We start from the raw sequence: 25046 nt of genomic DNA, 5'->3' as shown, positions 1-25046 counted from the left end.
AATTCCTCTTTAAATGTGTGCAAGCCAAATCCGTTGTGTATGCACTGTCTAAGTATACCTCCAAGATACTCGTCACGTTCAAGTATTAGGATATCGTCTATACCGTTTTTTTTCGCAGATACCGCAGCTGCCAGTCCTGCTGGACCTCCTCCGACTATTACTATGTCATAATTTGTTTTCATTTGCAGTCTCCTCACCCTTGTTTAATTTCACCTGTTAACAGATAAGAATTTTTATTATTTTTGCATATCTGCTCTTTTGGTACGTTTAGCTCTCTTGAAAGTATATCTATCAAAAATGGTGTGCAAAAGCCTCCTTGGCATCTGCCTGATGTAGGTCTTACTCTTCTTTTTATTCCGTCTAAGCTTTTTGCTCCCACCGGTCTATTTATCGCCTCTACTATTTCACCTTCAGTTATCATTTCACATCTGCAAATGATATGTGAATAGCTTTTATCTTTTTTTATCAGTGCGTTTAGCTCTTCTTTGTTCATTTTTGCTGTACTGTTAAAACCTTTGCGTTTTTCTATAAAATTGTTTTTCTTTTTCAGGTCTATGATATTTGCCACTATTTCTGCTGCCATTTCACCTATAGCAGGCGATGCAGTAAGCCCGGGTGACTCTATACCGGCACAATCTACAAATCCCTTAGCATCTTCTACCTCTCCTATGATAAATTCGTGACCGTCCTCATGTGCTCTCAAGCCTGAAAAAGATGTGATTACCATGTTAAGAGGCGGATTTTTTACAGACATGGATGCTTTATCTGTCAAGAATTGCAATCCCTCTTTTGATGTGCAGGTAGCCTCTTTATCGTCCACGTCTTCTGCATTTGGTCCTACTATCAAATTGCCATGAACTGTAGGAGCTAGTAGCACTCCCTTACCTAATTCATTTGGTAGCTGGAAAATTGTGTTGTTTACATAATTACCCACTTTTTTGTCAAGTAGCATATAGTTTCCTCGTCTAGGGGTAATATGTATTTTTTTATTGCTTACCATATTGTGAAATACATCTGAATACACACCTGCGGCGTTTACTATTGTCTTTGTCTCATAGATTTTATCTTGTGCTTTTACTACCCAATAGCCTTCTTTTTTTTCTAATGCGGTAACCTTTGTGTCAAATATAAATTCTGCTCCATTTACATTTGCATTTTCTGCAAAGGCTATTGTCAAATTAAACGGACATATTATACCGGCAGTTTTTGCGTATAAGGCAGCTACTACACTGTCAGCGATATTTGGCTCAATTTTTTTTATCTCGTCCTTGTATATTATCTGCATATCTTCTACGCCGTTTTTTATACCCCTTTGGTACAATTCTTCCAACTTTGGTATATCTTGCTCATTACTTGTCACAACCAATGAACCGTTGTTTATATAATGAACATCCAAGTCCTCGACGATTTTTTTCATCATTTTGTTGCCCTTGACATTTAACTTTGCCATTAGTGACCCTGTTTGTGCATCGTAGCCAGCGTGCACTATGGCACTGTTTGCCTTTGATGTGCCTGAACATACGTCTTCTTCTTTTTCAAGTACCGCTATCTTGCAGTCATATCTTGATAGCTCTCTTGCTACTGAGCAACCAATTACTCCTGCTCCTATTACAATACAATCATACATCTTTTTTATCCCCTTCCAATCGTAAATTGACAGCTTTCCACGCCTTCTATTTGCATTATGTCTTGCTGTAGTGTCAAAATGTCTACACTATCTATAAATTTAAGATACATAATCACATCTATTTTTTTGCAATCCTCGATGTCTCTTTGTATATCCCAGCCAAGCTTTAGATTTATTATACGGGCATTGTGTCCTAATACTACCTTTTCTATATCGCCTAGGAAATTTTCACTTTGTTGGCATACAATTTTTACTTTTCTGTGCTTTCTAAATACAACTTTTTCTTCTATATGGTTTAGTATAGTCAAAGAAATAATTGTGATTAACGCTGTAACACCTGCAGGTATATACATACCAGCACCAACAGCTAAGCCAAGCCCTGCTGATACCCACAAGCCTGCAGCAGTAGTAAGACCTCTTACTGTAGACTTACCCTTAAATATTGTACCTGCACCCAAAAAACCTATCCCGCTTATTACCTGAGCAGCCAGTCTTGCACTGTCACCCGGTCTAGGTACATATACAAAGCCGTACATCGATACCAGCATCACAAGAGTAGAGCCTACTGTAACCAGTATATGCGTCCTAAGACCAGCCGGCTGATTTCCTTTTTCTCTGTCTAATCCTATTAGTCCCCCTATGATTGCTGACACTAGTATTCTTATCACCATCTCCTTACTGTCAAGCATCATATATCTAATTCCCCCCTATAAAAAAATGCAAAAAGCCCCTATAAAAAATAGGAAAGCTCTCTGCACTCTGCTTATTATTAATTATTTATAATTTATCAGTTTATAAGATTTATCATATCTTTTACTGAATTATATACGAACGTTGCTTTTATTTCACTTTTTTCGTAATCTTCAAGTGTTGTCTCACCTGACAACACCAAAGCTGATTTTATACCAGCTTTTTCACCCATGGCAACATCGGTATACAATCTATCGCCTACCATGAGCAAGCTATCCTTGTCAAAACCATATTTTTTTTGCACACCTTTTATCATAGTTTTTTCTGGTTTGCCAATGACTAGAGGTTGTTTTTTAGTAACAGAATATATAAGGTTTGATATTGCTCCGCTGTCCGGCATAACTCTACCACCCTCTAAAGGACAAACTAAATCCGGATGTGTGCTGATATAAAGTATACCATCCATTATATAGTCACAAGCTATCTGCAATTTTTCGTATGTCAGCTCAGTATCAAAGCTGGATACTACAGCGTCTATTTCCTTGCCGTATTCCTTTACTACCTCTATCCCGCTATTTTTGAACTCATTTTCCAACGACGTATTTCCTACCAAAAAGACTTTTCTTATATTTTTGTCATTTAGGTAGGCAATCGTCGCATCAGAGGATGAATATATTTCACTCTTTTCTGAGGAAATACCTAGTTTATTTAACTTTTCAACATATAAGTTTTTGTCCTTAGATGTGTTGTTTGTCAAAAAAATATATGACCTGCCCGTTTTTTTTATCTTTTCCAAAAATTCCTTTGCACCATCTATCAAAGTATTACCAAGATAAATCGTACCATCCATGTCAAGTAAAAATACTTTTATGTCATCCAAATCGTTCATCATACTCCTCCAAAAATTAGAGGTACAAATAAAGCAATTTTTTCAGAGAATGTAACCATTGCCAAAACTAACAGCAAAGATACTATAAATGGCCAAACCTCTTTTATAAAGTCTTCTAGTTTTACATCAAGTATTGTACATACCGTAAACATCATCGAACCAAATGGAGGTGTCAATCCACCAATCATGATATTTACTATAAAAATCATGCCAAAATGTACAGGGTCTATACCAAATGTTTTTACAGCAGGTACTAGTAGAGGCGCTAAAATTACAAGTGCAGCTCCACCTTCTATAAACATACATATTACTAAAAGTAGCAGATTTATTATTATTAGCAGTACAATCGGACTGTTTGTAAAGCCTACTAAGAATTCAGTAATCATTTGAGGTATTCTTTCTAGTGTCATGTAATATCCAAATACCTTAGCACTTGCTATTATCAATAACACCGCTCCGGTAGATTGTACTGTATCTTTTAATATGATTGGCAAATGATGTAGCTTTAATTTTTTGTATACAAAAAATCCTACAAAAAACGCGAATACACAAGCTATAGCTCCAGCCTCTGTAGGTGTAAATGCACCCATTCTCATACCCATTATTATTCCAAAAGGTATTACCAATGCCCATATAGAATGAATTAATTGCTTTATAAAATCTAAAAATGTAGCTCTTTTTTCAAATGATGGCTTGTAGTTTCTCTTTACAGAAATTATCTGTACCACTATCATCATAGCAATAGTCATTAGTATACCAGGACCATACGCAGCTAAAAACATAGTACCTACAGGTATACCTGCAATGATAGAGTAAAGTATCAGATTTGTTCCCGGAGGAATTACAGGGCTGACAGCAGAAGATGCCGCTGTTACTGCCGCTGAAAATGGCAAAGGAAAACCTTTTTTAGTCATTTCAGGAACTAACATCTTAGACTGCATCGCAGCATCTGCATTAGCTGAGCCTGATATACCGCCCATCAAAGCGGATAACAGCACGTTTACCTGTGCCAGTCCACCTTTTGTATGACCAACCAATACATTTGCCAAGTCCATAAGTGCCTCTGATATACCTGAGTAGTTCATTACTGAACCTACCATTATAAAAAATGGCACCGCTAGATACGGAAATGACTCTACTGAAGTTACAAACTGTTGGATTACCATTTCCATACTCATAGTTGTGTTTATAAATATGAAGTAAACTAGCGATGAACCCATAAGCGAAAATGCTATCGGCACGTTTAGAAAAAACAATATAAATAAAACCACTATCGGTATAAATTGCATTATCAGCCCTCCTTATTTGGTGTCGTTTCAGATACTTTATCTTCTGACTTTGCTTTTTTAACAAGCTTGTATGCTTTGATACATGAATATATACAAATTAATAAAAAAGCAACTAGTATAGACGTATAAATCAGCTGATATGGTAGCTCAAGTGCTGCAGTTATTTTTGTCATGTTTACTATGTATTGCCATGAAAAATAAAACATTATAGTTGAAATTACCAAAACGATTAAATTAGTTATGATAGCTAAAACATCATGCACCTTTCCGTGAAAAAGGTCTACCAATGCGGATATGCCTATCAGCTTATCTGTCCTATATGAATAAGAAAATCCTAAAAAGATTACCCAAACAAAACACCCTACGGCAACTTCTTCAGCCCAAAAAAACGTAAAACTGAAAAAATATCTAGTGATTACATTTATTACGGCCAAAACGAACGTCACCGCATAAAACGCAGAGCCTATATTAAGTTCAAATTCCTTTAAAAATTTTTTCATTGTTGACTCCAAATACAATTTTATTTTGGTTGACAAATATATTTTTATATAAACCTGCCAACAGATATTTTTAATAGTAACCATTGGCAGGTAAAATATTTATATTATTTTATTTTTGTTCCATCTTTGAAAGCTCATCTAGCACTCTTTCGTATATGCCAGGTGTCCATTTGTCAAATTTTGTATATACTACCTGAGTTGCATCTTGGAATGCTTTAGTGTCTACTTCGTTAAAGTGTACACCCTCAGCTTTTAATTTTTCTTCATATTCTTTTTCCAATTTGTTTGTAGCGTCAAGGTTGTCTTTTGCTCCGTTTTCAAATTCTTCCATCAAAATAGTCTGTTCTTCAGGTGTTAGCTTATCCCATAGCTTTGTGCCTATAACAACTGCAGATACACCTAGTAAATGTCTAGTAAGTGAATATTCTTTTACGTTTTCATATTGCTTTGTGCCATAGTAAGACATGATTGAGCCTTCAACGCCATCTATAACACCTTGCTGTAATGCTGCATAAGTATCAGGATATGGCATAGCTACCGGATTTCCACCCATAGCTTCTATAGTGTAAGTATAAAGTTGGCTAGTAGGGACGCGTATGTTTAGTCCTTTTACGTCATCAGGAGTTTTTATAGGTTTATTAGTTTCCATACTTCTAAATCCAAAAACCCAATCCATATTTAAAACTTTTATTCCTTTTTCTTCTGCTTGTTTGTTTAACTCTTGTCCTATAGGTCCATCTACTATATGGAAATATTCGTCAAATGTCTTGTATAGGAATGGTCCAGTTATTGCATTGTAATCAGGTACATAGTCACCCAAAAAGTTTACGCCGTCTACTAGTATCCAGTCAGAGCCTGCTACTACCTGCTCCATACCATCTTTGCCTATTGGCAAAATACCATTTGCAAAAAGTTGTAATTCTAATGAACCGTTACTTCTTTCATTTACTTTTTCTACAACTTTTTTAAGAGATATAGCTGTCTGTTCGTCATCTACGAACTTTGTTGATACCTTTATTACTCTTTTTTCAGTAGGTGCACTTTGCTCTGTCTTAGTTTCCTTTGCGTCTTTGGTTTCTGTAGCTGGGGCTTTTCCTCCGCCGCCACAGGCTGTAAGTAGCATTGCCATTGCTAAAGATATGGCAACTAGTGATTTTTTCATTATGTTTCCTCCTAAATTTTTTTTAAATTATATTTTACTATTGCTAGTTGTTCCTCCTTTCTAAAATCATAATGTCAAACTTGCCATACGTCACTGTTGGTAGACGAAATAGCAACCGCTCCTGATTTTAACATGAGCATTACTTCGTCTTTTGATGAAATCAAACCTCCAGTTATTATAGGCTTATTAGACATTTTTGATATATTGCTTATTACCTTGGGCATATTGCCAGGTAATATCTCTACGGCATCAGCATGGACATTTTTTATCTGCGATTTGACATTTGAGTATGACATAGAGTCCAGTACAAAATATCTCAGTACTGAGCAAAGTCCAATCTCATTTGCTCTTTTGGTGCAGTTTTCTTTTGTCGATATGATACCGTCAGATTCTGTGTATTTTTTTACGAAATCTACTGCTATCTCTTTGTTAGATAGTCCTTGAATGAGGTCTGTATGTACTAATACAAATTTTCCTTTGGATTTTAATTGGCTAACCTTGTCTTGAATGTTGCACACATCTCCATATAGCAAAAAAACAATTTCGTTGTCATAATCTATACATTTTTCCAGCTCTTCATCGTTTTTTATAGCCATTATCAGCGGGTTGTCGTATAGCCTATCTATAAAATCACTCTTCATCTCATTTCTCCAATATTTATTTTAGGCAAATCTATTAGTTTTTGAAATAGTGCTTTTTTATAACCGTAGAGCATTTATTTTCGCTGCTCATTTTTAATAAAACAGCGAACAAAACACAAGTCGAGTTTTTTTAGTCTCAACGTTGTTTTCGTTCGCTCAAGTCTCAAAAACGTTTTTCTATTCTTTTCTCAATTGTAACATATATAAAATTATATTTCAACTGTTTTTTTTGAGTAAATTTTAAACATCCACCTGGTAATTTATCAAAGTAAATGCACTCACAAGTGTGTTCACTTTGTATAACCTTATCAAAAACAACTTGACTTAAATATTAATGGTTTTAATTAATACTGATTAGGCTTTTGCAATTTCAATCAATAATTTGGTGCATTTTTCGATATCTTCTATATTGATAAATTCTTCAATTGCATGAGAATTCCCCATACCTATGCCTAAATTAACCGATGGTATATTGTTAAGGCAATAATTGTTTGTATCTGAACCTCCGCCTGTTTTTCCGGCTACAAATTCTAATCCTGTCTTTTCGCAAGCAGCTTTAACAGCTTTAATAACTTCACTATCTTCATCAATTTTAAACGCACTATATGCTGATATAACTTCAATTTCTGCTTTAAGACCATATTTTTCTTGAGCATCAGTTACACATTTTATCATATGCTCTGTTTGTGCTTTTAATTTTTCTCCATTAAGTGACCTTACTTCTGCCTTGATTTCTACTCTATCTGTTACTATATTTGTAGCACCGCCGCCATTTATAGAGCCTATATTGGCTGTTGTTTCTTCGTCTATTCTTCCCAGTTTCATATTGGCGATTGCCTCTGCTGCGATTTTTATTGCGGATACTCCTTTTTCTGGTGCTACTCCAGCGTGAGCAGCCTTACCTACAAAAGTGACATTCACTTTATTTTGAGCCGGACCTTGGACTACAACATTTCCCGGAGCACCCCCTGAGTCAACGACTATTCCATAATCTGCACTAAATTTTGAATAATCAAGATTTTTAGAGCCTGAAAGTCCAACTTCTTCCGATACTGTAAATGCTACCACTATATTATGATGTGGAATTTTTTCTTCTTTTAGCACCGTAAGCATTTCTATTATAGCTGATACTCCAGCCTTGTCATCCGCAGCAAGTATTGTTTGCCCTTTAGATGTAATAACACCGTCTTTAATTTCAGGCTCTATACCTCTGCCTGGAGATACAGTGTCCATATGTGCTGAAAATAGTATAGTCTTGTCGCCAGTACCTTGAATTTTTGCAATCAGATTGCCAGTATTGCAACCTATCACGTCTCCTGCATTATCAAGCTCGTGACTAATACCTAATTTGTCTAAATCTTGCTCCAATCTTTGTCTAAATTGTTTTTCTTCTTTAGTCGGGCTATCTATTTTTACATATTCTAAGAAACGCTCAATAACTCTTGAATTTTCCATTATTTCCCCTTTCAATTTGTTTTTTAGTTAACTTGAAGATTTATTTACATTTTTATTCTAAAAGAGCCGAAATTACTCGGCTCTTTCAACTTTACAAAAATTTAAATAAATAATGGCGCTCCAGGACCTACAGGTAAGCCTAATAACATCCATACAACAAGTAAAATTGACCATGTAATTAAAAATACTATAGAATATGGAGTCATAGTAGAAATCAATGTGCCTAATCCTTTTTCAGGCTCATATTTTTGCATAAATGCAACTATAACAGGGAAATAAGTCATCAAAGGTGAAATAATATTTGTAGAAGAGTCGCCTATTCTGTAAGCAACCTGAGCTAATGCAGGGTGTATACCCATTTGTAACAACATCGGTATAAATATAGGTGCCATTATAGCCCATTTTGCTGATGCTGAACCCATAAATAAGTTTAAGAATGAAGTTAACAGGATAAATAATAGCACTAGAGGAATTCCCTTTAAGCCAACAGATTGCAAGAAATTTGCTCCACTGACAGAAATAATTTTACCTACATTAGTTACTGAGAAGTAATTTATAAATTGTGATGCAAAAAACGCCAACACAATGTATCCTCCCATACCCTGCATACCTTTTGTCATAGTCTTAATCAAATCTTTTGAGTCTTTGATTACTCCAGTTGTAACACCAAATACCAACCCAGGGATTAAGAATAATAAAAATACAGCAAAAATAAATCCGTCATACAAGAAAGCCTTTATAGAGTCAATTCCTGTCTTGGTTGGGTCTTTAAAAACTGTCATCATACATATTGCCATTATGACAATGTAAAGTAAAAGTGATAGCCCTGCTCTTTTTAAACCTTTTTCTTGCTGAGGTGTTATAACAGTATTTTCATGTTCGTAGTCACCAGTGTACTTTCCAAGATTAGGTTCAACGATTTTTTCTGTAATAAGCGTACCTATAATTGTTAAGAAGAAAGTTGATGCCATCAAAAAATACCAGTTACAAGTAGGGTCTAATGCCATATCAATTCCTGAAATTTTAAGACCTTCATTTGTAATACCTGTAAGCAGTGGGTCGGTAGTACCTATTAATAAGTTCGCTGAAAATCCACCTGATACGCCTGCAAACCCTGCCGCAAGTCCAGCAACCGGGTGTCTACCAACAGATGCAAACATTAACGCTCCAAGTGGTACAACTACTACATAGCCGGCATCTGATGCTATGTTTGACATTATACCGGCAAATACAACAATTGCAGTTAACAATCTAGGATTTACTCCTGTCAATAGCTTTGACAAAGCTATATGGAATAATCCTGTATGTTCTGATACTGCTACACCAAGCATCGCTACAAGAACAGTCCCAAGTGGTGCAAATCCGGTGAAGTTTGCAACAGCAGAATTAAATATGTAATTAATTCCTTCTTTGTTAAAAAGAGACACTGCTATAAGCTCTACTTCTTCATGAGCCTTGGCATCATAGTATTTAAAACTTACACCTGCTCTAGCTAAAGCATCTGCCGCAATCAATAAAAAAACTGTCATAATAAGAAAAATTATGGCAGGATGAGGTAATTTATTCCCGATTACTTCAACGGATTTTAAAAAACCTCCAACTTCATTTTCATTCTTTTTCTTGCTCATAGAAACCTCCAAAAATTTATTTTTTCAATTAGTACAAGTAGACTATGACATTTTAACACATGAAAATGTTTCTTTCAACACACATCTTGCATAATTTTTTAGAAAATAAGCTACATTCCCCTATTAACCTAATTTTTATACAATAAATTTTTTAATTACAGATTATTATCTTAAATTAACAGCACATTACATTTTTCTAGCATATTTTTCCTTTTTTATAACATTAAAAACTATTATCAACGCAACAAGTCCAGCTAAAATATCTGACAGAGCCTTAGAAATGTATACCCCGTTTATACCATAAATCGGAGGGATAATATACAGTAAAGGTATCAATATACCGCCATATCTTAATACATTAAGCAAAGTTGCCAAAAAAGATTTTTTAGTCGACTGTAGAAAAGTCGTAGTTATCGAATGAGCACCAATCATAGGTAGACCTAATAGAAAAACCCTTAAAATTCCTGATGTAAGGCTAAGCAGGCTTTTATTATTTTTTACAAAAATTGATACAATTTGGTCTGCAAACAACAACAATATCCCCAAGCCACCACCTGCTACTATTAATACAAAAATCAACGTAAGCTTGTAGCTGTAAGACACCCTTTTGTAATCTCCACTGCCAAAATTATATCCTATAATCGGCTGCATACCTTGACTTATACCATAAATCACCATAGTAACTAGCATTGATACAGAATTTACAATAGTGACCGCCGCCATATGATAATCTGCACCATACTGTAAGATGGAATTGTTTAATAGCACTGTCACGACTACTCCGAAAAGCTGCATAAAAAAGCTAGGAGTGCCGGCTGAAATAATTTCCAGCAAAGTGTGAAAATATTTTTTCTCCTCAAAATAACTCTTTAAATATTCCCTAGAAAAGTGGAGCTTTATACTTGATTTATTACTTGTAAAAAATCTTATTACAAAAATAGTCACAAGAAATTCAGAAATAATAGTAGCAATTGCAGCTCCTCTCACACCCCAGCCAAATACTAATACAAAAAATATATCTAAAGCAATATTTAAAATACTGCTAAAGCTCACATAAAACATGGACTCCTTAGCATATCCAAGTGCACGCACACTGTTATTTAAACAATATCCTGTAAGTGCCGGTACTGCCCCAATTACTATAATTGAAATATACTTATATGACAAATCATGTAGACTAGAGCCGATTTTTAAGACGCTAAAAATAGGCTCTATAAAAATCATATATAAAATCGAAATTATAAGCTGAGATATTACTATAAATACAAAGCCTGTAAACAGCACATCACTTGCCCCGTCAATATCTCCCTTACCATATTTTATTGATATTAAAGTCGCTGAGCCTACTCCAATAAGTAGTACAAATGCCATCTGCACCACTTGAAAAGGCATAGTAACACCAATTGCACTAAGACCAAGAGGATTTACCCTGCCTACTACAACTCTGTCAGCGAAATTGTATAAAGCGGCAACCAGCATACTAAGTGTAGCAGGTACACTTAGCCTTAAAAGTAAGCCTAAAATATTGTCTTTGCCTAAATCTATATTGTTTTGCAAAATTTACTCCAAAAAAATACCATAAAATTGATAAAACTAGTCCTTGTAAAAATTTGTCTTGATATACATACATTTAAGAAAATTAAAATCAAAATAATAATCCCATATAATAAATATTTGATATAATCTTATCTTTTCATTTAATCCCCCAAGTTAAAATAAACAATAAATTTAATACAATATATGCCAACTCAACACACAATTTAAAATCTATTCTAAATTATTCTTTTTATTTTTGTTAAAAAGTTCTACAATCAGTCTCCAAAGCGGAATCAAATACAAATAAAAACCAAAAAATAAACTTGATAAAGGTGCACCTATAGACGCCAATGGCACTGCTCCCGCTATTGACCAAGGGATAAGTCCGGCAATCATCACTACTGAGTTTTCAAGATTTATTGCCATTTTTGAATTGTCCTTTTCTAAATCCTTGCAAAGTTGGTTTGTCAAAATAATTGCCAAAGTTTGGTTGCACGCTATAGCACTTGCCAAAAAGGAAGTGGCAACCAAAGCACCAAAATTTGTTATTTTTTCACTTAACCTTTTTATCCCAGCTTTTAATTTTGAAAGCAATTGTGTTTTTTGGAAAAAACCTGAATACGATGAAGATATACACAAAACAAAGACAACATTTATCATTGAAAGCAGTCCGCCACCATTTAACATCTTGCCTACTTCTCCATTGGACGCTTTAAATCCAAATAAAGCAATTTTACAAAGCTCTACAATACCAATATGCTGAAAAAATAGACAAATAGGAATTGCACTAAAAATACTTGCAATCATGGCACACTTAACCTTAACCCTAAAAGCTGACAACCCCAAAATCAAAACCGCAGGAATTAGCAAAAACCAAGCCAAATTAAATTCTTTACCAAATATCACCCTCAAATCCATATTTATAGATTTGTGCGGTGTAACAAAGCCAATCACCAAAAACAGTAAAGACGTTACAACAAATGGTACTATAGCAGTCTTAAACATATTTTTTATATTTACATATAAATCGCTATGCGTAACTTCACTAACTAATATCGCACTTGTAGAAAGCGGTGAGCATCTATCTCCAAAAAACACTCCTGATAAAACAGCTCCGCCAGCTAGAACAACAGGAATATCCATAGTAGACGCCATGGTTGCACATATCACTCCCATGGTAGCCGCTGTACCAAATGATGTACCAAGTAAAAACGAAACTATACAATTAAGTAAAAAGCTCATGAACAAAAAAATCGAAGGCTTTATAAAATAACCGGCATACACTATTATCATAGAAATTGTACCTGATGCTCTCCACATAGCTGTCAGTATACCTATTATAAGCATAGTAATAATTATATTACCCGCCTCTTTAATCCCATCAATACACATCTGTAGAATTTGAGCAAAAGAAAAATGCTGATAAAATCCATAAATAAAAAAAATTACAAGTCCTGTAAAAAGTGCAACAACTATTGGAAATCCCAGAGAAATAAAAAGTATTAGTACAAAGCAAAATAAAAATAGTGTCAAAGTTTCCATGAATTTATACCTTTATGTGAGTAATATTAAATTTAACTACAAAATTACATAATTATTAATCAACTACTAGTTTAACCGCATAAAGCCATATTTGTAAAGCTAAAATTATTAATGCCAAAGTAAATAAACCTTAAAGTTCATTTACTTTGGCATTTTTTACCTTACATATTCCATTTTATATAATTATACTTTGTGTGACAGCCACTTATCTGTCCTTGTCCTTGTAGTAGATGCAAGCATTCTTAGCGACTGGTCGACTAAAAAGGCAAGCCAAGCACCTGATAAGCCTAAATTAAATTTAAATGTAAATATATATGTTAGCATAGGTCTGACGAACGCAATTATTATCAAGCTATATTTAGCAACATACGCTGTATCCGATGCACCTCTTAACGCTCCTGAAAATATTTGTGCAAGTGCCTGTTGCACCATTTAAAGTGCGGCTATAATCATAACCTTGTCACCAAGAGCTACTGCATTTGGGTCACCACTTAACATCGTAAATATAGGTCGCCTTAGGAAAATAAAAATAAAAGTAGCAATAACACCTGCAAGTATTCCTGAGTTTTTAAATACTTTTATATACTCTTTTAACTCTTTTTTATTCCCTTCTCCTAAAACTCTGCCCGTAATTGATGATGATGCCTGCCCCATTCCCATAAATATATAGTAAACTACATCTACTGCAATCATGACGATGTGACTTGTTGCAGTGGCGACAGCACCAAGCTCAGCAATCATTCTAGTAAATAAAAACATTCCTATTCTTTCAAAAATCTGTTCCAAAATTGAATTACCTGAAATTTTAGCTACACTTTTGTAATCTGCAAATATATCTTTACCACTGTTTATACTAACTCCACTTTTGTGTAAAGAATAGCCTAAAGCTACAACTATCAAGCCTTCCCCAATCAGTGTACCTATACCCGCACCCTATGGGTAGAGTTATAAGTCCATACATTCCACATCAAATTAAACTACGTCAAGGTAAACAGCTTTAATTATGAAAATAATTTCTATTTAGAAATTTATCAAAATAGTTGTTGACATTTTTAGCATAAGTAATATAATCTATTTAGATATATATCGAAATAGATTTAGTTCATAAAAATTTTTACTGGAGGTGAAATTTGCCACTAATAGATACTTTTAAAGCATTAAGCGACCCGGTGAGAAGAGATATACTAAACATACTTAAAGATGGCACAAAAAAATCCGCAGGAGATATCAGCTCTTGTTTTGACCTTAGTCCGGCGACTATTTCACATCATTTATCCATACTAAAAAATGCGGATTTAATAAGACAAACAAAAGAAAAAAATTACATCTACTACGAATTAAACACCTCAGTGTTTGAGGAGATACTGTCCTATATTTCAGGTTTTATGGATAAGGATAGTAATAAGTAATAAAACTTTTATAATAATTACAGGAGAATAAAATGGATAACCTAAATAAAAAATCAGACCCAACTTCTAAAAAATCCGCTCAGTCAGATTATGACACCGGTATTTACAATATAGAGCTTGAAAAAGATGAACTGCAAGATACAAAAGGTATACTAAAAAATAAGAAAAGGTATTTCATACTTGTAGCTGTACTTTCACTTTTATGCTTAATACCAATGATAATAGGCTTAACAGTTTATGATGAAATCCCCGATATATTGCCAAACCACATGAACTTTAAGGGTGAGATTGACGGCTACGCATCAAAAAATGAAGTGGTGTTTATCATGCCACTAATTATGGCAGCTGCTACAATTATTACAGGTGTGGTGACTTATTTTGACCCGTTCGACAAGCGTAGAAACAATAAAAATTCATTCTTACTAATCTTATCCTTAGTTGCAATTCCAGTTGTAAGTAATTTGATTTTTTGGCTGTCATATTTTTGGTCTCAGGAGAAACATTTTAACTCCCCAATAGTATTCGTATTTGTAGGTATAATCATAATAATAGCTGCAAATTACATGACTAAAAACAAGCTCAACTCCCAAATTGGTTTTAAAACTCCATGGTCTTTAAAGGACGAAGAAAACTGGAACAAAACCAATCGACTGGGTGCTTATATGTTCATATTTTTCGGGATATCATTTCTACTGGCCCCTATACTTATAAATTTCTTTGGAGATGCAATATATACACTATATCTGATATTAGGTTGTAGCGTAGCTGTAATACCATCTATTTACTCTTTTATAATTTATATCAAAAAACAACGCTAATTTTTTGTAATTTGTGGTATCATATAAATGTAACGATAAATATAAATTTTTAGGAGGAATATATGTCAGAAAATATGGCACATCACTGCGGTCATCTAAAAAAAAGATTGCAAGCCTTTTATCATAATAACGATGATACCCTACTGTTAGTAATAGATGTTCAGGACAAATTGTCTAAGGCAATGTTTAATGAAGATTTGGTCAAAAAAAACACAAAGATTTTGGTGCAAGCCGCTAGAATATTAGAAATACCTACTGTATTTACAGAGCAATATCCAAAAGGTCTTGGAAATACTAACCAAGAAATATTTGCAGAGGCAAAAGAGCCTACTGTCATAGAAAAAGTTTCCTTTGCTGCCTACGATGGAGAGCTAAAAGAAAAATTGGCAGAGCTTGGCAAAAAGCATATCATCGTTGCCGGTATAGAGGCTCACATCTGCGTAATGCAAACTGTACTGGATTTAATGATGGACGGTTACGAAGTAACTGTAGTAGGTGATGCGGCAGGCTCTAGGTCAAAAGAAAATTATAAAAATGGACTGGAAATGATGAAAGATATGAAAGCTGTAATATCCAATACAGAGGCTGTACTGTTTAGCTTGCTTAAAACTTCAAAACATCCAAACTTTAAAGAAGTACAAGCGTTAATAAAATAAATTATCACATCGTTATTTAAGCCAAAAATAAAGCGTAGTATATTAAATTTTTTAATATATTACGCTTTTTTTATTCAATATTTAGCTCTTTTATTTTAACGGGTCTAATAACTTTTCTATCCTTTGCAAAACTATATCACTTATTACCGCCATCAAGGCTGTCGGCAGTGCTCCAGCAAGTATGATTGCAGAGCCGTTGGATACATTTATCCCTCTTGTAATTATATCTCCAAGTCCTCCCGCTCCGATAAATGTGCCTATAGCAGTAACCCCTATTGCCATGACTAAAGCATTTCTTACTCCTGCCATTATTATAGATATGCTCAATGGTAATTCTATTTTAAAAATCACCTGTAGCTTTGTCATGCCCATAGCTTTTGCCACATCTACTAAATTTTTGTCTACATTTCTTACACCTGTATAAGTATTTTTTATAATAGGTAGCAAGGAATATAAAAATACCGCCATTATGACTGTATTTACTCCAAGTCCCATTACTATCATCAAAATACTTACCATTGCAAGCGATGGTATTGTCTGCAAAATATTTGCCAAAGATATTACAATTTGAGAAAGGTTATATTTCCTAGAAATATAAAACCCTATAGGAATGGCTACCATTGACGCAAACAACACACCATATATTGAAATAAGAAAGTGTCTTACAAACTGCTCAAAAACATAGGCTCCATTGGTCGCATAATATTCAAGAAATTGTCTTATCATTTTGACACCTCCTCGAAATAATTATTTTCCTCCAAAAAATTCTTAGCAACTGTTGCTGGCTCAATAAGCTGCTCGTCTGACATCCTATTAAGCTTTTGCATAGTAGAGCTATCTATTTTACCTTCTAACTTACCAAAGACGTCATCAAGCTCAGGATGTTTATTTAATAAATCATAGCTGGCTACAGTACTGCAATCGTAAGGCGGAAAAACGTGTAGGTCATCTTCAAGCAAAACTAAATCATAAGAATTAATTCTTCCATCGGTAGAATATCCTAGCACTAAATCCATTTCACCATTATTTACAGCATCGTAGACTAAACCAATCTCCATAGGGTATACCTTGGCAAAATCATAGCCATAGGTCTGTTTAAACGCCTCGTATCCATCGCCCTGCCTCCTCATCCAAGAGGTATCCACTCCGGCTCTTAATTTTGGTGCAAGTGCCTTTAAATCTGATAAGGTTTTTATATTATTTTTTTCAGCAAATTCCCTCTTTACCATGAAAGCATAGGTATTTGAAAATCCATAGGAGTCATACCATTTCATATTAAATTTATCCTTATATCCATTTTTTACTAATTCCATTGCTTTTTGTGGATTAGTCTCAGGCTCCATGCCCAGCTCTCCTGTAAGTGACGTGCCTGTATACATACCGGCAGAAACATTGCATATTCCCCTCATAAATGTCTGTACTATCAAGGTAGTTGAGCCTAGATTATTTATAACGGATACCTTAGCTTTTGGCATATAATGCTGTATAAGCTGCTTTTGTATTTCTGATAATATTTGTCTTTCAGAAGTATTTCCTCCTGCTATAACTATACCACTTTTTGTATCTGAGCTGCCTAAAAATGGCAACGAACACGCAGTCAAGCTAACGCATAAAATTGCTGAGGTAATTAATTTTATAATTTTTTTCATTTATATCTCCTCCTTTAAATCGGAAGAAGGGGCGGTCTTAACCTGAGATGTCTCTTTAGGTTTTACTTTTTCTTCGACTTTACCTAAAATTAAGTCCGCTACCAACGCTAAAAGTGTGACAGGCACTGTACCAAGTAAAATAAGCTTGGTATCAAATGTATTTAAACCTGAAAAAATAAAATCTCCAAGTCCGCCCGCACCGATATAAGAGGCTATTGCAGTCCAAGAAATTACATATATAGCAGACAGTCTAATCCCCGACATAATCACTGGTGCAGCTAATGGTAGCTGTACCTTTTGTATTATTTCATTTGGTGTCATTCCCATACCCTTTGCCGCATCTACTAAGGACTCATCAACCTTATTTATTCCTATCGTAGTATTCCTAAGTATTGGCAAGAGCGAATAAATAAAAAGTGCTATTATTGCAGGCTTTTTACCTACTCCGACCAAGGGCACCATTATAGAAAGTAATGCAAGCGATGGAATAGTCTGCAATATAGACGCAATAGTCATAACTATCGAAGATAGTTTTCCATTTTTAGTTATAAATATTCCTATTGGCATTGCAACTAAGACTCCTAATGCTAAAGCCAAAAGAGCTATTATAAAATGCTCACCCAGCTTGACAACCAAATCGGAAAAGTTTTGTGTTAAAAAATCCATCCTACACCTCCTGATTTTTTTCAGGTGTTGCTTGAATTAGTTCTTTATTTTCATTTTCCGGAGCATAGTCTCTTAAAAAAGATTTATAAACTATATCCATGATTGATGCTCTGGTAACTAGACCCACAAGCCTTCTTTCATCATCAACTATAGGCAAATTACGATGTCCTAAATCATTAATATAGTAAATAGCATCCTTTAGTACAGTTTTTTCGTTAATCGCCTCTACCGGCAACGCCACATCTGAAACCATACCATCAATTTTCCCGCTGTCTCTGATTTTAAATACGTCTGTATATCCAATCAAAATATTGTCGTCATTAACCAAAAATATAGAATCTACTCTCGACTTGTGCATGATTTCCAGTGCATCTTGTATGCTCCTCTTGTCATTTATAGATTTTGGATATTTTATCATTACATCGCTGACAGGCAAATAGTCAAGCGACGCATTTTGTATCCTTTTTTCACCTAGTAAATTTCGTACAAATTTATTCGCCGGATTTTTTAATATATTTTCAGGAGTATCATACTGTATAAGCTGACCCTTATCCATAATGGCGATTTTATCCGCCAAATCCAAAGCCTCGTCTATGTCGTGAGTTACAAATACAAAGGTCTTGCCCAGCTCCTTTTGCAAATTTTTGACTAATTGCTGTAAACTCTCTCTAGTAATCGGGTCTAGTGCTCCAAAAGGCTCGTCCATAAGAATTATGTCTTGGTCTGCTGACAATGCCCTAATAACTCCTATTCTTTGCTGCTGACCGCCTGACAATTCCTTTGGATATCTATCCAAAAATTCCACCGGCAAATTTACCTTGGCAATCAAATTTTCAGCAAGTGGTCTAAGTTCACTTTCCGCTTTTTTAAGTAACCTTGGCACCATTACTATGTTGTCGAAAATTGTCATATGCGGCATCAAACCGATTTGCTGTATTACATAGCCTATTGACCTTCTCAGCTCTACGCTGTTTAGCTTTTTAATATCTGTTCCATTTATAAGGATTTTCCCATCAGTAGGCTCTATCATTTTATTAATCATACGCATACAGGTAGTTTTACCTGAGCCACTAGTACCAATAAATACAACAAACTCGCCATCTTTTATTGTCAAATTTATGTTATGGACTGCTATTTTCCCACCGGGATAAGTTTTTGATATGGAGTCAAATTCTATCATATAGACCTCACTTTCGTAATAAACCGCTTTTTTGTGAACTGTTCCTTATAAAATTATAGTTTAAAAGGCTGAAATTATTTTTAATTTTTAAAATTATTCATTTTTTCGTACTCATTAACTAAAATCTTATTATATAATTGTATTATAAATATTAAAATTATACAAATATACAAAAAACTGCCAAAATTTGGCAGTTTTAATTTGAATTAATTATTATTAATTAATTCATTTTTTCATTTACGTTTTCTACTAGCTTTAATTTTTTCATTATACTGTCTGTTGGCACTGACAAATCAAAGCTTGAACCGGCAAGATAAAAGCCCTGAACTAAATCAACTCCAAGACTAATTACCTCAACAAGCTCCTCATGTGACTCTACCCCTTCTGCCAAAACCAAGGTACCTGTTGAATGACAATATGATATAAGATTAGCAACCAATTTTTGTTTTCTAGGGTCATTTTGGATATCTTTAATAAGGTCAATGTCAATTTTTACTATGTCAGGCGATGTATTAAGCACTCTTATCTCTCCGGAATATCCCTTTCCAAAATCATCGACAGCTATCTTTACGCCAGCTTTTTTAAGTTCATTTAAGGTGTCTGAGCTTTCGTTTTCTACCACGTCAAATTCAGTTTCAGTTATTTCAATTACTACATTATTTATATCGAATGGAAATTGCTCTTGGATTTTTTTTAATTCTTCCTTTGTAATCATAAATCTAGGAATACTGTTTATAAATATTTTTTCATTGTTCAGTACACCTCTAAGAGAGTGAAGAGTCTCAAACGCTACCTTAAATACCAATCTTTCGATAGCTCTTAGCTTTGATTGGTGCTTTGCTACCTCAATTATTTCTGACGGCTCTTTGAAAGAGTCCATCTTGGAACGCATCAACGCCTCATAGCCATATAATTTTTTATTTTTTACATCAATTATCGGCTGAAAAGCAAACTTTATCAGCTCATTATCTATAAGGTCAATTATTGACTCACTTTTTTCGATTATATATTTATTTTTAAGGTAATGCTCTAAATTAAATTCAGTAAGAGTTCCTTTTTCCGTAGATTTGGACTCGTGCATTGAAGAGTCGGCAAATTTTAGTAATTCTTTGATATCTAAAGAGTCATACGGATACCAAGATAGACCCATGGAATATCTTACAGGTAGAAATTCGTTTGTTGGTGTTTGTATATATTTTTTTTCATTGTAAATCAAATGTTTTCTAACAATTTCAATTAACTCTTCCTTTGTGTTGAACCCATACAAAAATATTGCAAATTCGTCTCCGGAAATCCTTGATACTATAGCCCCGTACTTGTTTAGCTCTGCAAAAAGGTCAGCCGCCGCTATTATAAGCTCATCCCCTACCTCATGCCCGTAGTTGTCATTTACATACTTTAGGTTATCCAAGTCTAAAAATACAATTGCACCGATTGAAATTGGATTTTTATCTATTTTCTTTATACATCTGCTTTCAAGAGCTGATTTTGTATATAAGCCGGTGAGAGCATCAGTTTCCAGCATTTTTGTATATTTGATTTTTTCTGCGACTTCCTTTGTTACGTCTACTATAGCTCCAATCCTACTGTCTAGCATTTCTTTTTCAGTTATTCTTATATAGATAGTTTCCTGCTCAAAGGTTGTAAATTTATATATGCCTTCATCGTAGGAATAAACCACACTTTTTAACCTATCTAGGTAAGTCTGCCACTGCTCATTTGGCATACTGATTGCTTTTGGGTCTAACCCAAAAAGTTTTGAAACATAGGTGGTAATTGAAGTTATACCGCTGTCATATCTCATTTCAAAACCGCCAATGGGTAATAAGGATAATTCAAATATACTTGAAGTTATTTGGTTTAATCTTACAAGCTCTGAATTAAGCTTTTCTATTGCACTGGTTAATCCATCTATTTCTATTAAATTTGTTTTTTCAAATTTTACAGGCTTATCCGGTTTTATATTTGATAAAAAATAAGTTATGGAGGATATATTTTTTGTAAATCTTTCAGATAAAATTATACCGACAAATATCAGCACGATACTTGTTATGATTATAATAAACCAAATGGTCTGCCTTACGTCCTTAGAATTTTCTCTCAAATCCTGATTGTCGACAAAGCCTACCAATGCCCATCTTTTTTCTTTAAATGGCGAATTTTCACCATAAAGTGTAAGGTTATTTATACTAAGATAAGTATTTTCTAATCCATTAAAATTAGTCCTATAAATACCATCTAAATTGCTAGGGTGAAAATAGATTTTTGAATTTTCTTTGAAATTCATGTTTGCAGAATTATTTTGAGAAATCACGTTATCCGCCAAAAGATAATTGTCCTCACGTTTCAACACTGCAAAATAGCTGTTTGGAAATGGAGACTTAGTTAAAAAAAGGTATCTGTCAGCAAAAAAGTTGGAATGTAAATCTATCCCGATAATTCCTAGCGGTTCATTGTCTTTGTCAAATATAGGCAAGCTGAATGTAACATACTGTCTATCATATTCAAAAATTGGAGACGGTTCATTCCAATAGCCATATCTAGCTAAATCAGAGTCAGGATACATATTAAGTGCGTTGATAGGATTTTTGTAAATAGGGTTATTTTTAAACTCCTTAGACCTCAGACCTAGTATCTGCCAATCTGTAGCACTTGACAGACCAAGCTTTTTAATAATTGCAGTCGGTCCAATTTTCAAAAATATATTATCCCTAACAACATCATTAGTGCTACCATAGGTTGTCCTCATGTAGATAGTTTTAGCAGGATTATTTCCCAAAAGTTTTTTGAGTTTTGCATTTTCCTCATCAAAAATTACAAAAGCTCCACTAACCTCTGACTCATCAATCAATTTTTCTAAAATCGTTGACGCTTTTATCATTACGTCATCATAGCTATCCTCTGATTTCATTTTTTCATTTAAAGCATACGTCATATACAAATTTAGCTCTTTGTCTGCATCACAAACATTTTCGACCAATTTACCAATTTTCAAATTTGCATTTGTCAGCTGGTTATTAGTAGAGTTGTTAAAAATCATAAATGCATTTTGGTCCATCTTGTAAAATGTTTTGGTGATGAATAAAGAAAAAATCAGCATACCTGTCTGCATTAATATAAGAGTTGTCATAATTAAAATCAGTTTGCTTTTTAAAGACGATTGTCTGTTCATGTTTACCCTTCTTAAAGCATTCACCAATGTTATATTAATTTATTTCTTCGTAAGGTATTTCTTTTTCTTGGGCATCTAAGATTATACTTTCAATCCATTTGTTGAAATATTCATCGTAATTTAAATCATTGTTGCCGGAGTTTACTTGTTCTAAGCCTTTTTTTGTAATGTCTTGTAAGGTGTCTGATAAAATATTTCTACACTCATAAGCTCCATCAAATGGCTTGACAGCATATGTTTTTCCATTTCTTATCTGCTCTATTGCCACTTCGTACACCTTTACAAGATTACTCAGCCTTGCATCTCTTTGTTTAAGTTCACTGATAAAGGTGTCAAATTTTCCCTTTTCGTATGCCTCTTTGACTGATGGTAAATATCCTGAGTCAGATGCAAACCTGATATTTTGTTCGTAGTCTGTAAACCATTTTAAAAACTCTACTGATGCCTCTACTTTTTTTGGTTCTGCTACAGCTACTGCCATACCTGCTCCTTGCTGTATCGCACAATTTTCACCATTACCAAAATTTGGATATGGCAAAGCTTCAAGCTCTACCGGTATAATTTTATCATCAATTCCTATTTCTGATGGGAAATATGCTGCTCCTGAGCTTGAGCCAATATAGGCTATTATATCCCCTGTTTTAAGATTTTCAGTCCTTAATTTGCCAGCTTCATAATAGTTTCCATTTACAATATTTTTGAAATAATTGTCAAATATATTTCTAAGCACTTTTTTATCTAGTTTAAGTCCTTTTAGTTCATAATTTACCACTTCTAGTCCTTGTTGTTTTGATGCCATTACTACATAGTTTGGAAGAGAGTCAAATCCAAAAAATGAATTTTCTGTCAAGGTTGAATATTTATTTTTGTTGTTATGATATAAACTAGCTATCTCTGAAATACCAGCCCATGTCTTTAGTTTTGATAAATCAATATTTTTTTCCTTTGCAAATTCATCAAATAGAGTTTTGTTAATATATAAAACCTCTGTACTTTTTAATATAGGCACTATTAATAAGTTCCCTTCACCTGATTTACTGGTTTGTAAAAAATCAGGAACAAATTTATCCTTATCCTCTTGTGTCAAATAGTCATTTAAATCTACCACTTTATCTTTTGAATAAAGCTCCACTGCCTTATCAATATATGATGAAAAAATATTTGGCATTTCCTTTGCGTTCATAACACCGTTTGCTGAATCTGTTATAGTCTTTTCAAGGTTCAATATTGTACCTTGTGCTATCGGCTTTACTATAATTCCCTTTTCTTTGCCAACTGTATTGTTGTAGTCATCAATTATGCTTTCTAATATGTACTTATTTTCGTCAAAATAATAATGCCATAAAGTTATTTCTGTAGGTTTTTTAGGGTCTAACAATGATTTTTTGCTATCTTTATTACATGACATCGTTAAAATGCTCAAGCTTAAAACAACGCAAATCAATAGGAATACTTTTATTTTTTTCATAATATCTCCCATTAAAAAAATATAGGAATCAATGTATTAGTATATTTTAAACCAATCAAGGCTTTTTTTCAATTAAAAGTGTGTTAATTTCACAAATTATTTATAAGAAAAGTTAAGTGTTGATTTTTATTTATAAATAACGTATTATAAGAATTAATTCATTTATTTTGTGTGTTCATTCAATGTAAAATAAGAGGTATTATGATTAATTTAGTAATCCTAGATTTAGACGGCACGCTTTTAACTGACGAAAAAAAGGTAACTCAAAACACATTGGCAGCTATTGACAAATATCATAAAAAAGGTGTCCAATTTGCTGTTTGTACCGGTAGGTCAATGATTGAAGCCACACATATATCAGAAATCAGTGAGGTTTTTAGTTATTGCGACTATGTTATTACTTCCGGCGGTGGTTCAATAGCAAGCCTAAAAGATTTTAAAAGGCTTTACACTTTTAATATCGCAAGAGATAAAGTTAAACAAATATATAACAGCATAAAAGACAAAGAAAATATGTTTGAGGTCTTTGTAGACGATAAAGCTTTTTGTCCCTCTGATGCGTTGGTAGATTATAAAGAATATATTCATCAAGCTTTTTTCACACTTATTAAAGAAACCAGTGTACCTGTAAAAGACATGAGTAAATTCCTAGATGAGTCTAAAGGAAATATTACGATGCTTTTCATATCGTTTAAAAGTCAAAAGACTAGAGATGAGGCATACGAAATTATTTCAAAGCTTGACGGCATTAAAGCTCACCTGTCATGGACTCAAGCAATTGAGGTTGTTTTAGAGGGTGTGGATAAGGGCGAAAGTGTTAAAAAACTAGCTGAGATTATAAATGTTAAAAAAGAAAATATCATGTGTATGGGTGACAGCTATAACGACATACCTATGAGAAAAGCCTGCGATACATTAGTCGCAATGGGTAACGGTATAGACGAATTAAAAAATATTGCAGATTTTGTGACATTGACTAACAATGAGGGCGGAATAGAACACGCCTTGGAAAAATTTTTAAATTAAACAGCAACATATATTTAGGGGCGAGCTTAGTTCGCCCGTTAAA

The 25046-nt window shown here is 33.9% G+C and carries 24 protein-coding genes; 4 read left to right on the top strand and 20 right to left on the bottom strand.

The annotated features are described in order from the left end of the window. The 14 genes from BBG48_RS07310 to BBG48_RS07245 form a co-directional block, all read right to left on the bottom strand. The coding region (locus BBG48_RS07310; RefSeq protein ID WP_116170953.1) for an FAD-dependent oxidoreductase at nt 1-182 on the bottom strand (182 nt) is incomplete at its 3' end. Between the two features lie 11 nt (nt 183-193). After that, complete coding sequence (locus tag BBG48_RS07305) at nt 194-1627, bottom strand: NAD(P)/FAD-dependent oxidoreductase (RefSeq protein ID WP_068913329.1); 1434 nt, start codon at nt 1625-1627, stop codon at nt 194-196. A 5-nt stretch (nt 1628-1632) separates the two neighbouring features. Beyond that, the gene (locus tag BBG48_RS07300) at nt 1633-2319 is read right to left on the bottom strand and encodes an MgtC/SapB family protein (protein WP_094754442.1); all 687 of its coding nucleotides are present in this window, start codon (nt 2317-2319) and stop codon (nt 1633-1635) included. 95 nt (nt 2320-2414) lie between these two features. Next, complete coding sequence (locus BBG48_RS07295; protein WP_068913327.1) at nt 2415-3206, bottom strand: HAD-IIA family hydrolase; 792 nt, start codon at nt 3204-3206, stop codon at nt 2415-2417. Beyond that, nucleotides 3206-4495 carry a TRAP transporter large permease gene (locus BBG48_RS07290; protein ID WP_068913326.1) on the bottom strand — a complete coding sequence of 430 codons (1290 nt, stop codon included), beginning with the start codon at nt 4493-4495 and terminating at the stop codon, nt 3206-3208. The genes BBG48_RS07295 and BBG48_RS07290 overlap by 1 nt, the downstream gene beginning before the upstream one ends. A gap of 2 nt (nt 4496-4497) precedes the next feature. Continuing rightward, complete coding sequence (locus BBG48_RS07285) at nt 4498-4995, bottom strand: TRAP transporter small permease (RefSeq protein WP_068913324.1); 498 nt, start codon at nt 4993-4995, stop codon at nt 4498-4500. Between the two features lie 109 nt (nt 4996-5104). Continuing rightward, nucleotides 5105-6157 carry a C4-dicarboxylate TRAP transporter substrate-binding protein gene (gene dctP, locus BBG48_RS07280; RefSeq protein WP_068913322.1) on the bottom strand — a complete coding sequence of 351 codons (1053 nt, stop codon included), beginning with the start codon at nt 6155-6157 and terminating at the stop codon, nt 5105-5107. A 74-nt stretch (nt 6158-6231) separates the two neighbouring features. Continuing rightward, nucleotides 6232-6798, bottom strand: coding sequence for a glycerol-3-phosphate responsive antiterminator (locus BBG48_RS07275; protein ID WP_068913320.1), 567 nt, complete (start codon nt 6796-6798; stop codon nt 6232-6234). A 354-nt stretch (nt 6799-7152) separates the two neighbouring features. Further along, on the bottom strand, nt 7153-8253 hold the full coding sequence (locus tag BBG48_RS07270) for a M20/M25/M40 family metallo-hydrolase (protein ID WP_308592777.1): 1101 nt from the start codon (nt 8251-8253) through the stop codon (nt 7153-7155). Between the two features lie 101 nt (nt 8254-8354). Then, nucleotides 8355-9881: an AbgT family transporter gene (locus tag BBG48_RS07265; protein ID WP_068913318.1), complete on the bottom strand. Its 1527-nt coding sequence runs from the start codon at nt 9879-9881 to the stop codon at nt 8355-8357. A gap of 186 nt (nt 9882-10067) precedes the next feature. Next, nucleotides 10068-11438, bottom strand: coding sequence for an MATE family efflux transporter (locus BBG48_RS07260; protein WP_068913317.1), 1371 nt, complete (start codon nt 11436-11438; stop codon nt 10068-10070). 210 nt (nt 11439-11648) lie between these two features. Next, complete coding sequence (locus BBG48_RS07255) at nt 11649-12959, bottom strand: Na+/H+ antiporter NhaC family protein (RefSeq protein WP_068913315.1); 1311 nt, start codon at nt 12957-12959, stop codon at nt 11649-11651. A 183-nt stretch (nt 12960-13142) separates the two neighbouring features. Further along, entirely contained in the window at nt 13143-13391 is a 249-nt protein-coding gene (locus BBG48_RS07250; RefSeq protein WP_068913313.1) for a hypothetical protein, read from the bottom strand. Beyond that, nucleotides 13392-13859: an MATE family efflux transporter gene (locus BBG48_RS07245; RefSeq protein WP_068913312.1), complete on the bottom strand. Its 468-nt coding sequence runs from the start codon at nt 13857-13859 to the stop codon at nt 13392-13394. 230 nt (nt 13860-14089) lie between these two features. On the opposite strand from BBG48_RS07245, the gene BBG48_RS07240 reads away from it, so the two are divergent. The 3 genes from BBG48_RS07240 (at nt 14090) to BBG48_RS07230 (ending at nt 15842) form a co-directional block, all read left to right on the top strand. Continuing rightward, nucleotides 14090-14368, top strand: coding sequence for an autorepressor SdpR family transcription factor (locus BBG48_RS07240; RefSeq protein WP_068913311.1), 279 nt, complete (start codon nt 14090-14092; stop codon nt 14366-14368). A gap of 32 nt (nt 14369-14400) precedes the next feature. After that, nucleotides 14401-15186 carry an SdpI family protein gene (locus BBG48_RS07235; protein WP_094754441.1) on the top strand — a complete coding sequence of 262 codons (786 nt, stop codon included), beginning with the start codon at nt 14401-14403 and terminating at the stop codon, nt 15184-15186. A 62-nt stretch (nt 15187-15248) separates the two neighbouring features. Beyond that, nucleotides 15249-15842 carry an isochorismatase family protein gene (locus BBG48_RS07230; RefSeq protein ID WP_243446765.1) on the top strand — a complete coding sequence of 198 codons (594 nt, stop codon included), beginning with the start codon at nt 15249-15251 and terminating at the stop codon, nt 15840-15842. Nucleotides 15843-15932: 90 nt separating this feature from the next. Here the strand turns inward: BBG48_RS07230 and BBG48_RS07225 are convergent, their stop codons facing one another. The 6 genes from BBG48_RS07225 to BBG48_RS07200 form a co-directional block, all read right to left on the bottom strand. Next, on the bottom strand, nt 15933-16568 hold the full coding sequence (locus BBG48_RS07225) for an ABC transporter permease (RefSeq protein ID WP_068913310.1): 636 nt from the start codon (nt 16566-16568) through the stop codon (nt 15933-15935). Then, on the bottom strand, nt 16565-17491 hold the full coding sequence (locus tag BBG48_RS07220; RefSeq protein ID WP_068913308.1) for an osmoprotectant ABC transporter substrate-binding protein: 927 nt from the start codon (nt 17489-17491) through the stop codon (nt 16565-16567). Before BBG48_RS07220 ends, BBG48_RS07225 begins: the two co-directional genes overlap by 4 nt. Further along, nucleotides 17492-18157, bottom strand: coding sequence for an ABC transporter permease (locus tag BBG48_RS07215; protein ID WP_068913306.1), 666 nt, complete (start codon nt 18155-18157; stop codon nt 17492-17494). 1 nt (nt 18158) lies between these two features. Further along, nucleotides 18159-19337 (bottom strand): ABC transporter ATP-binding protein, encoded by a 1179-nt coding sequence (locus BBG48_RS07210; protein WP_068913305.1) that lies wholly within the window; start codon nt 19335-19337, stop codon nt 18159-18161. A 220-nt stretch (nt 19338-19557) separates the two neighbouring features. Continuing rightward, nucleotides 19558-22509 (bottom strand): EAL domain-containing protein, encoded by a 2952-nt coding sequence (locus BBG48_RS07205; protein ID WP_068913303.1) that lies wholly within the window; start codon nt 22507-22509, stop codon nt 19558-19560. 34 nt (nt 22510-22543) lie between these two features. Beyond that, a complete protein-coding gene (locus BBG48_RS07200) occupies nt 22544-23977 on the bottom strand; it encodes an extracellular solute-binding protein (RefSeq protein ID WP_068913301.1) in 1434 nt (477 codons plus the stop codon). Between the two features lie 201 nt (nt 23978-24178). On the opposite strand from BBG48_RS07200, the gene BBG48_RS07195 reads away from it, so the two are divergent. After that, the gene (locus tag BBG48_RS07195) at nt 24179-25003 is read left to right on the top strand and encodes a Cof-type HAD-IIB family hydrolase (RefSeq protein ID WP_068913299.1); all 825 of its coding nucleotides are present in this window, start codon (nt 24179-24181) and stop codon (nt 25001-25003) included. The last annotated feature ends 43 nt before the right edge of the window (nt 25004-25046 follow it).

The organism is Criibacterium bergeronii, from assembly GCF_001693775.2.
GTDB classification, from domain to species: Bacteria; Bacillota; Clostridia; order Peptostreptococcales; family Filifactoraceae; genus Peptoanaerobacter; species Peptoanaerobacter bergeronii.
This window is presented reverse-complemented; position numbering and strand designations above follow the sequence as displayed.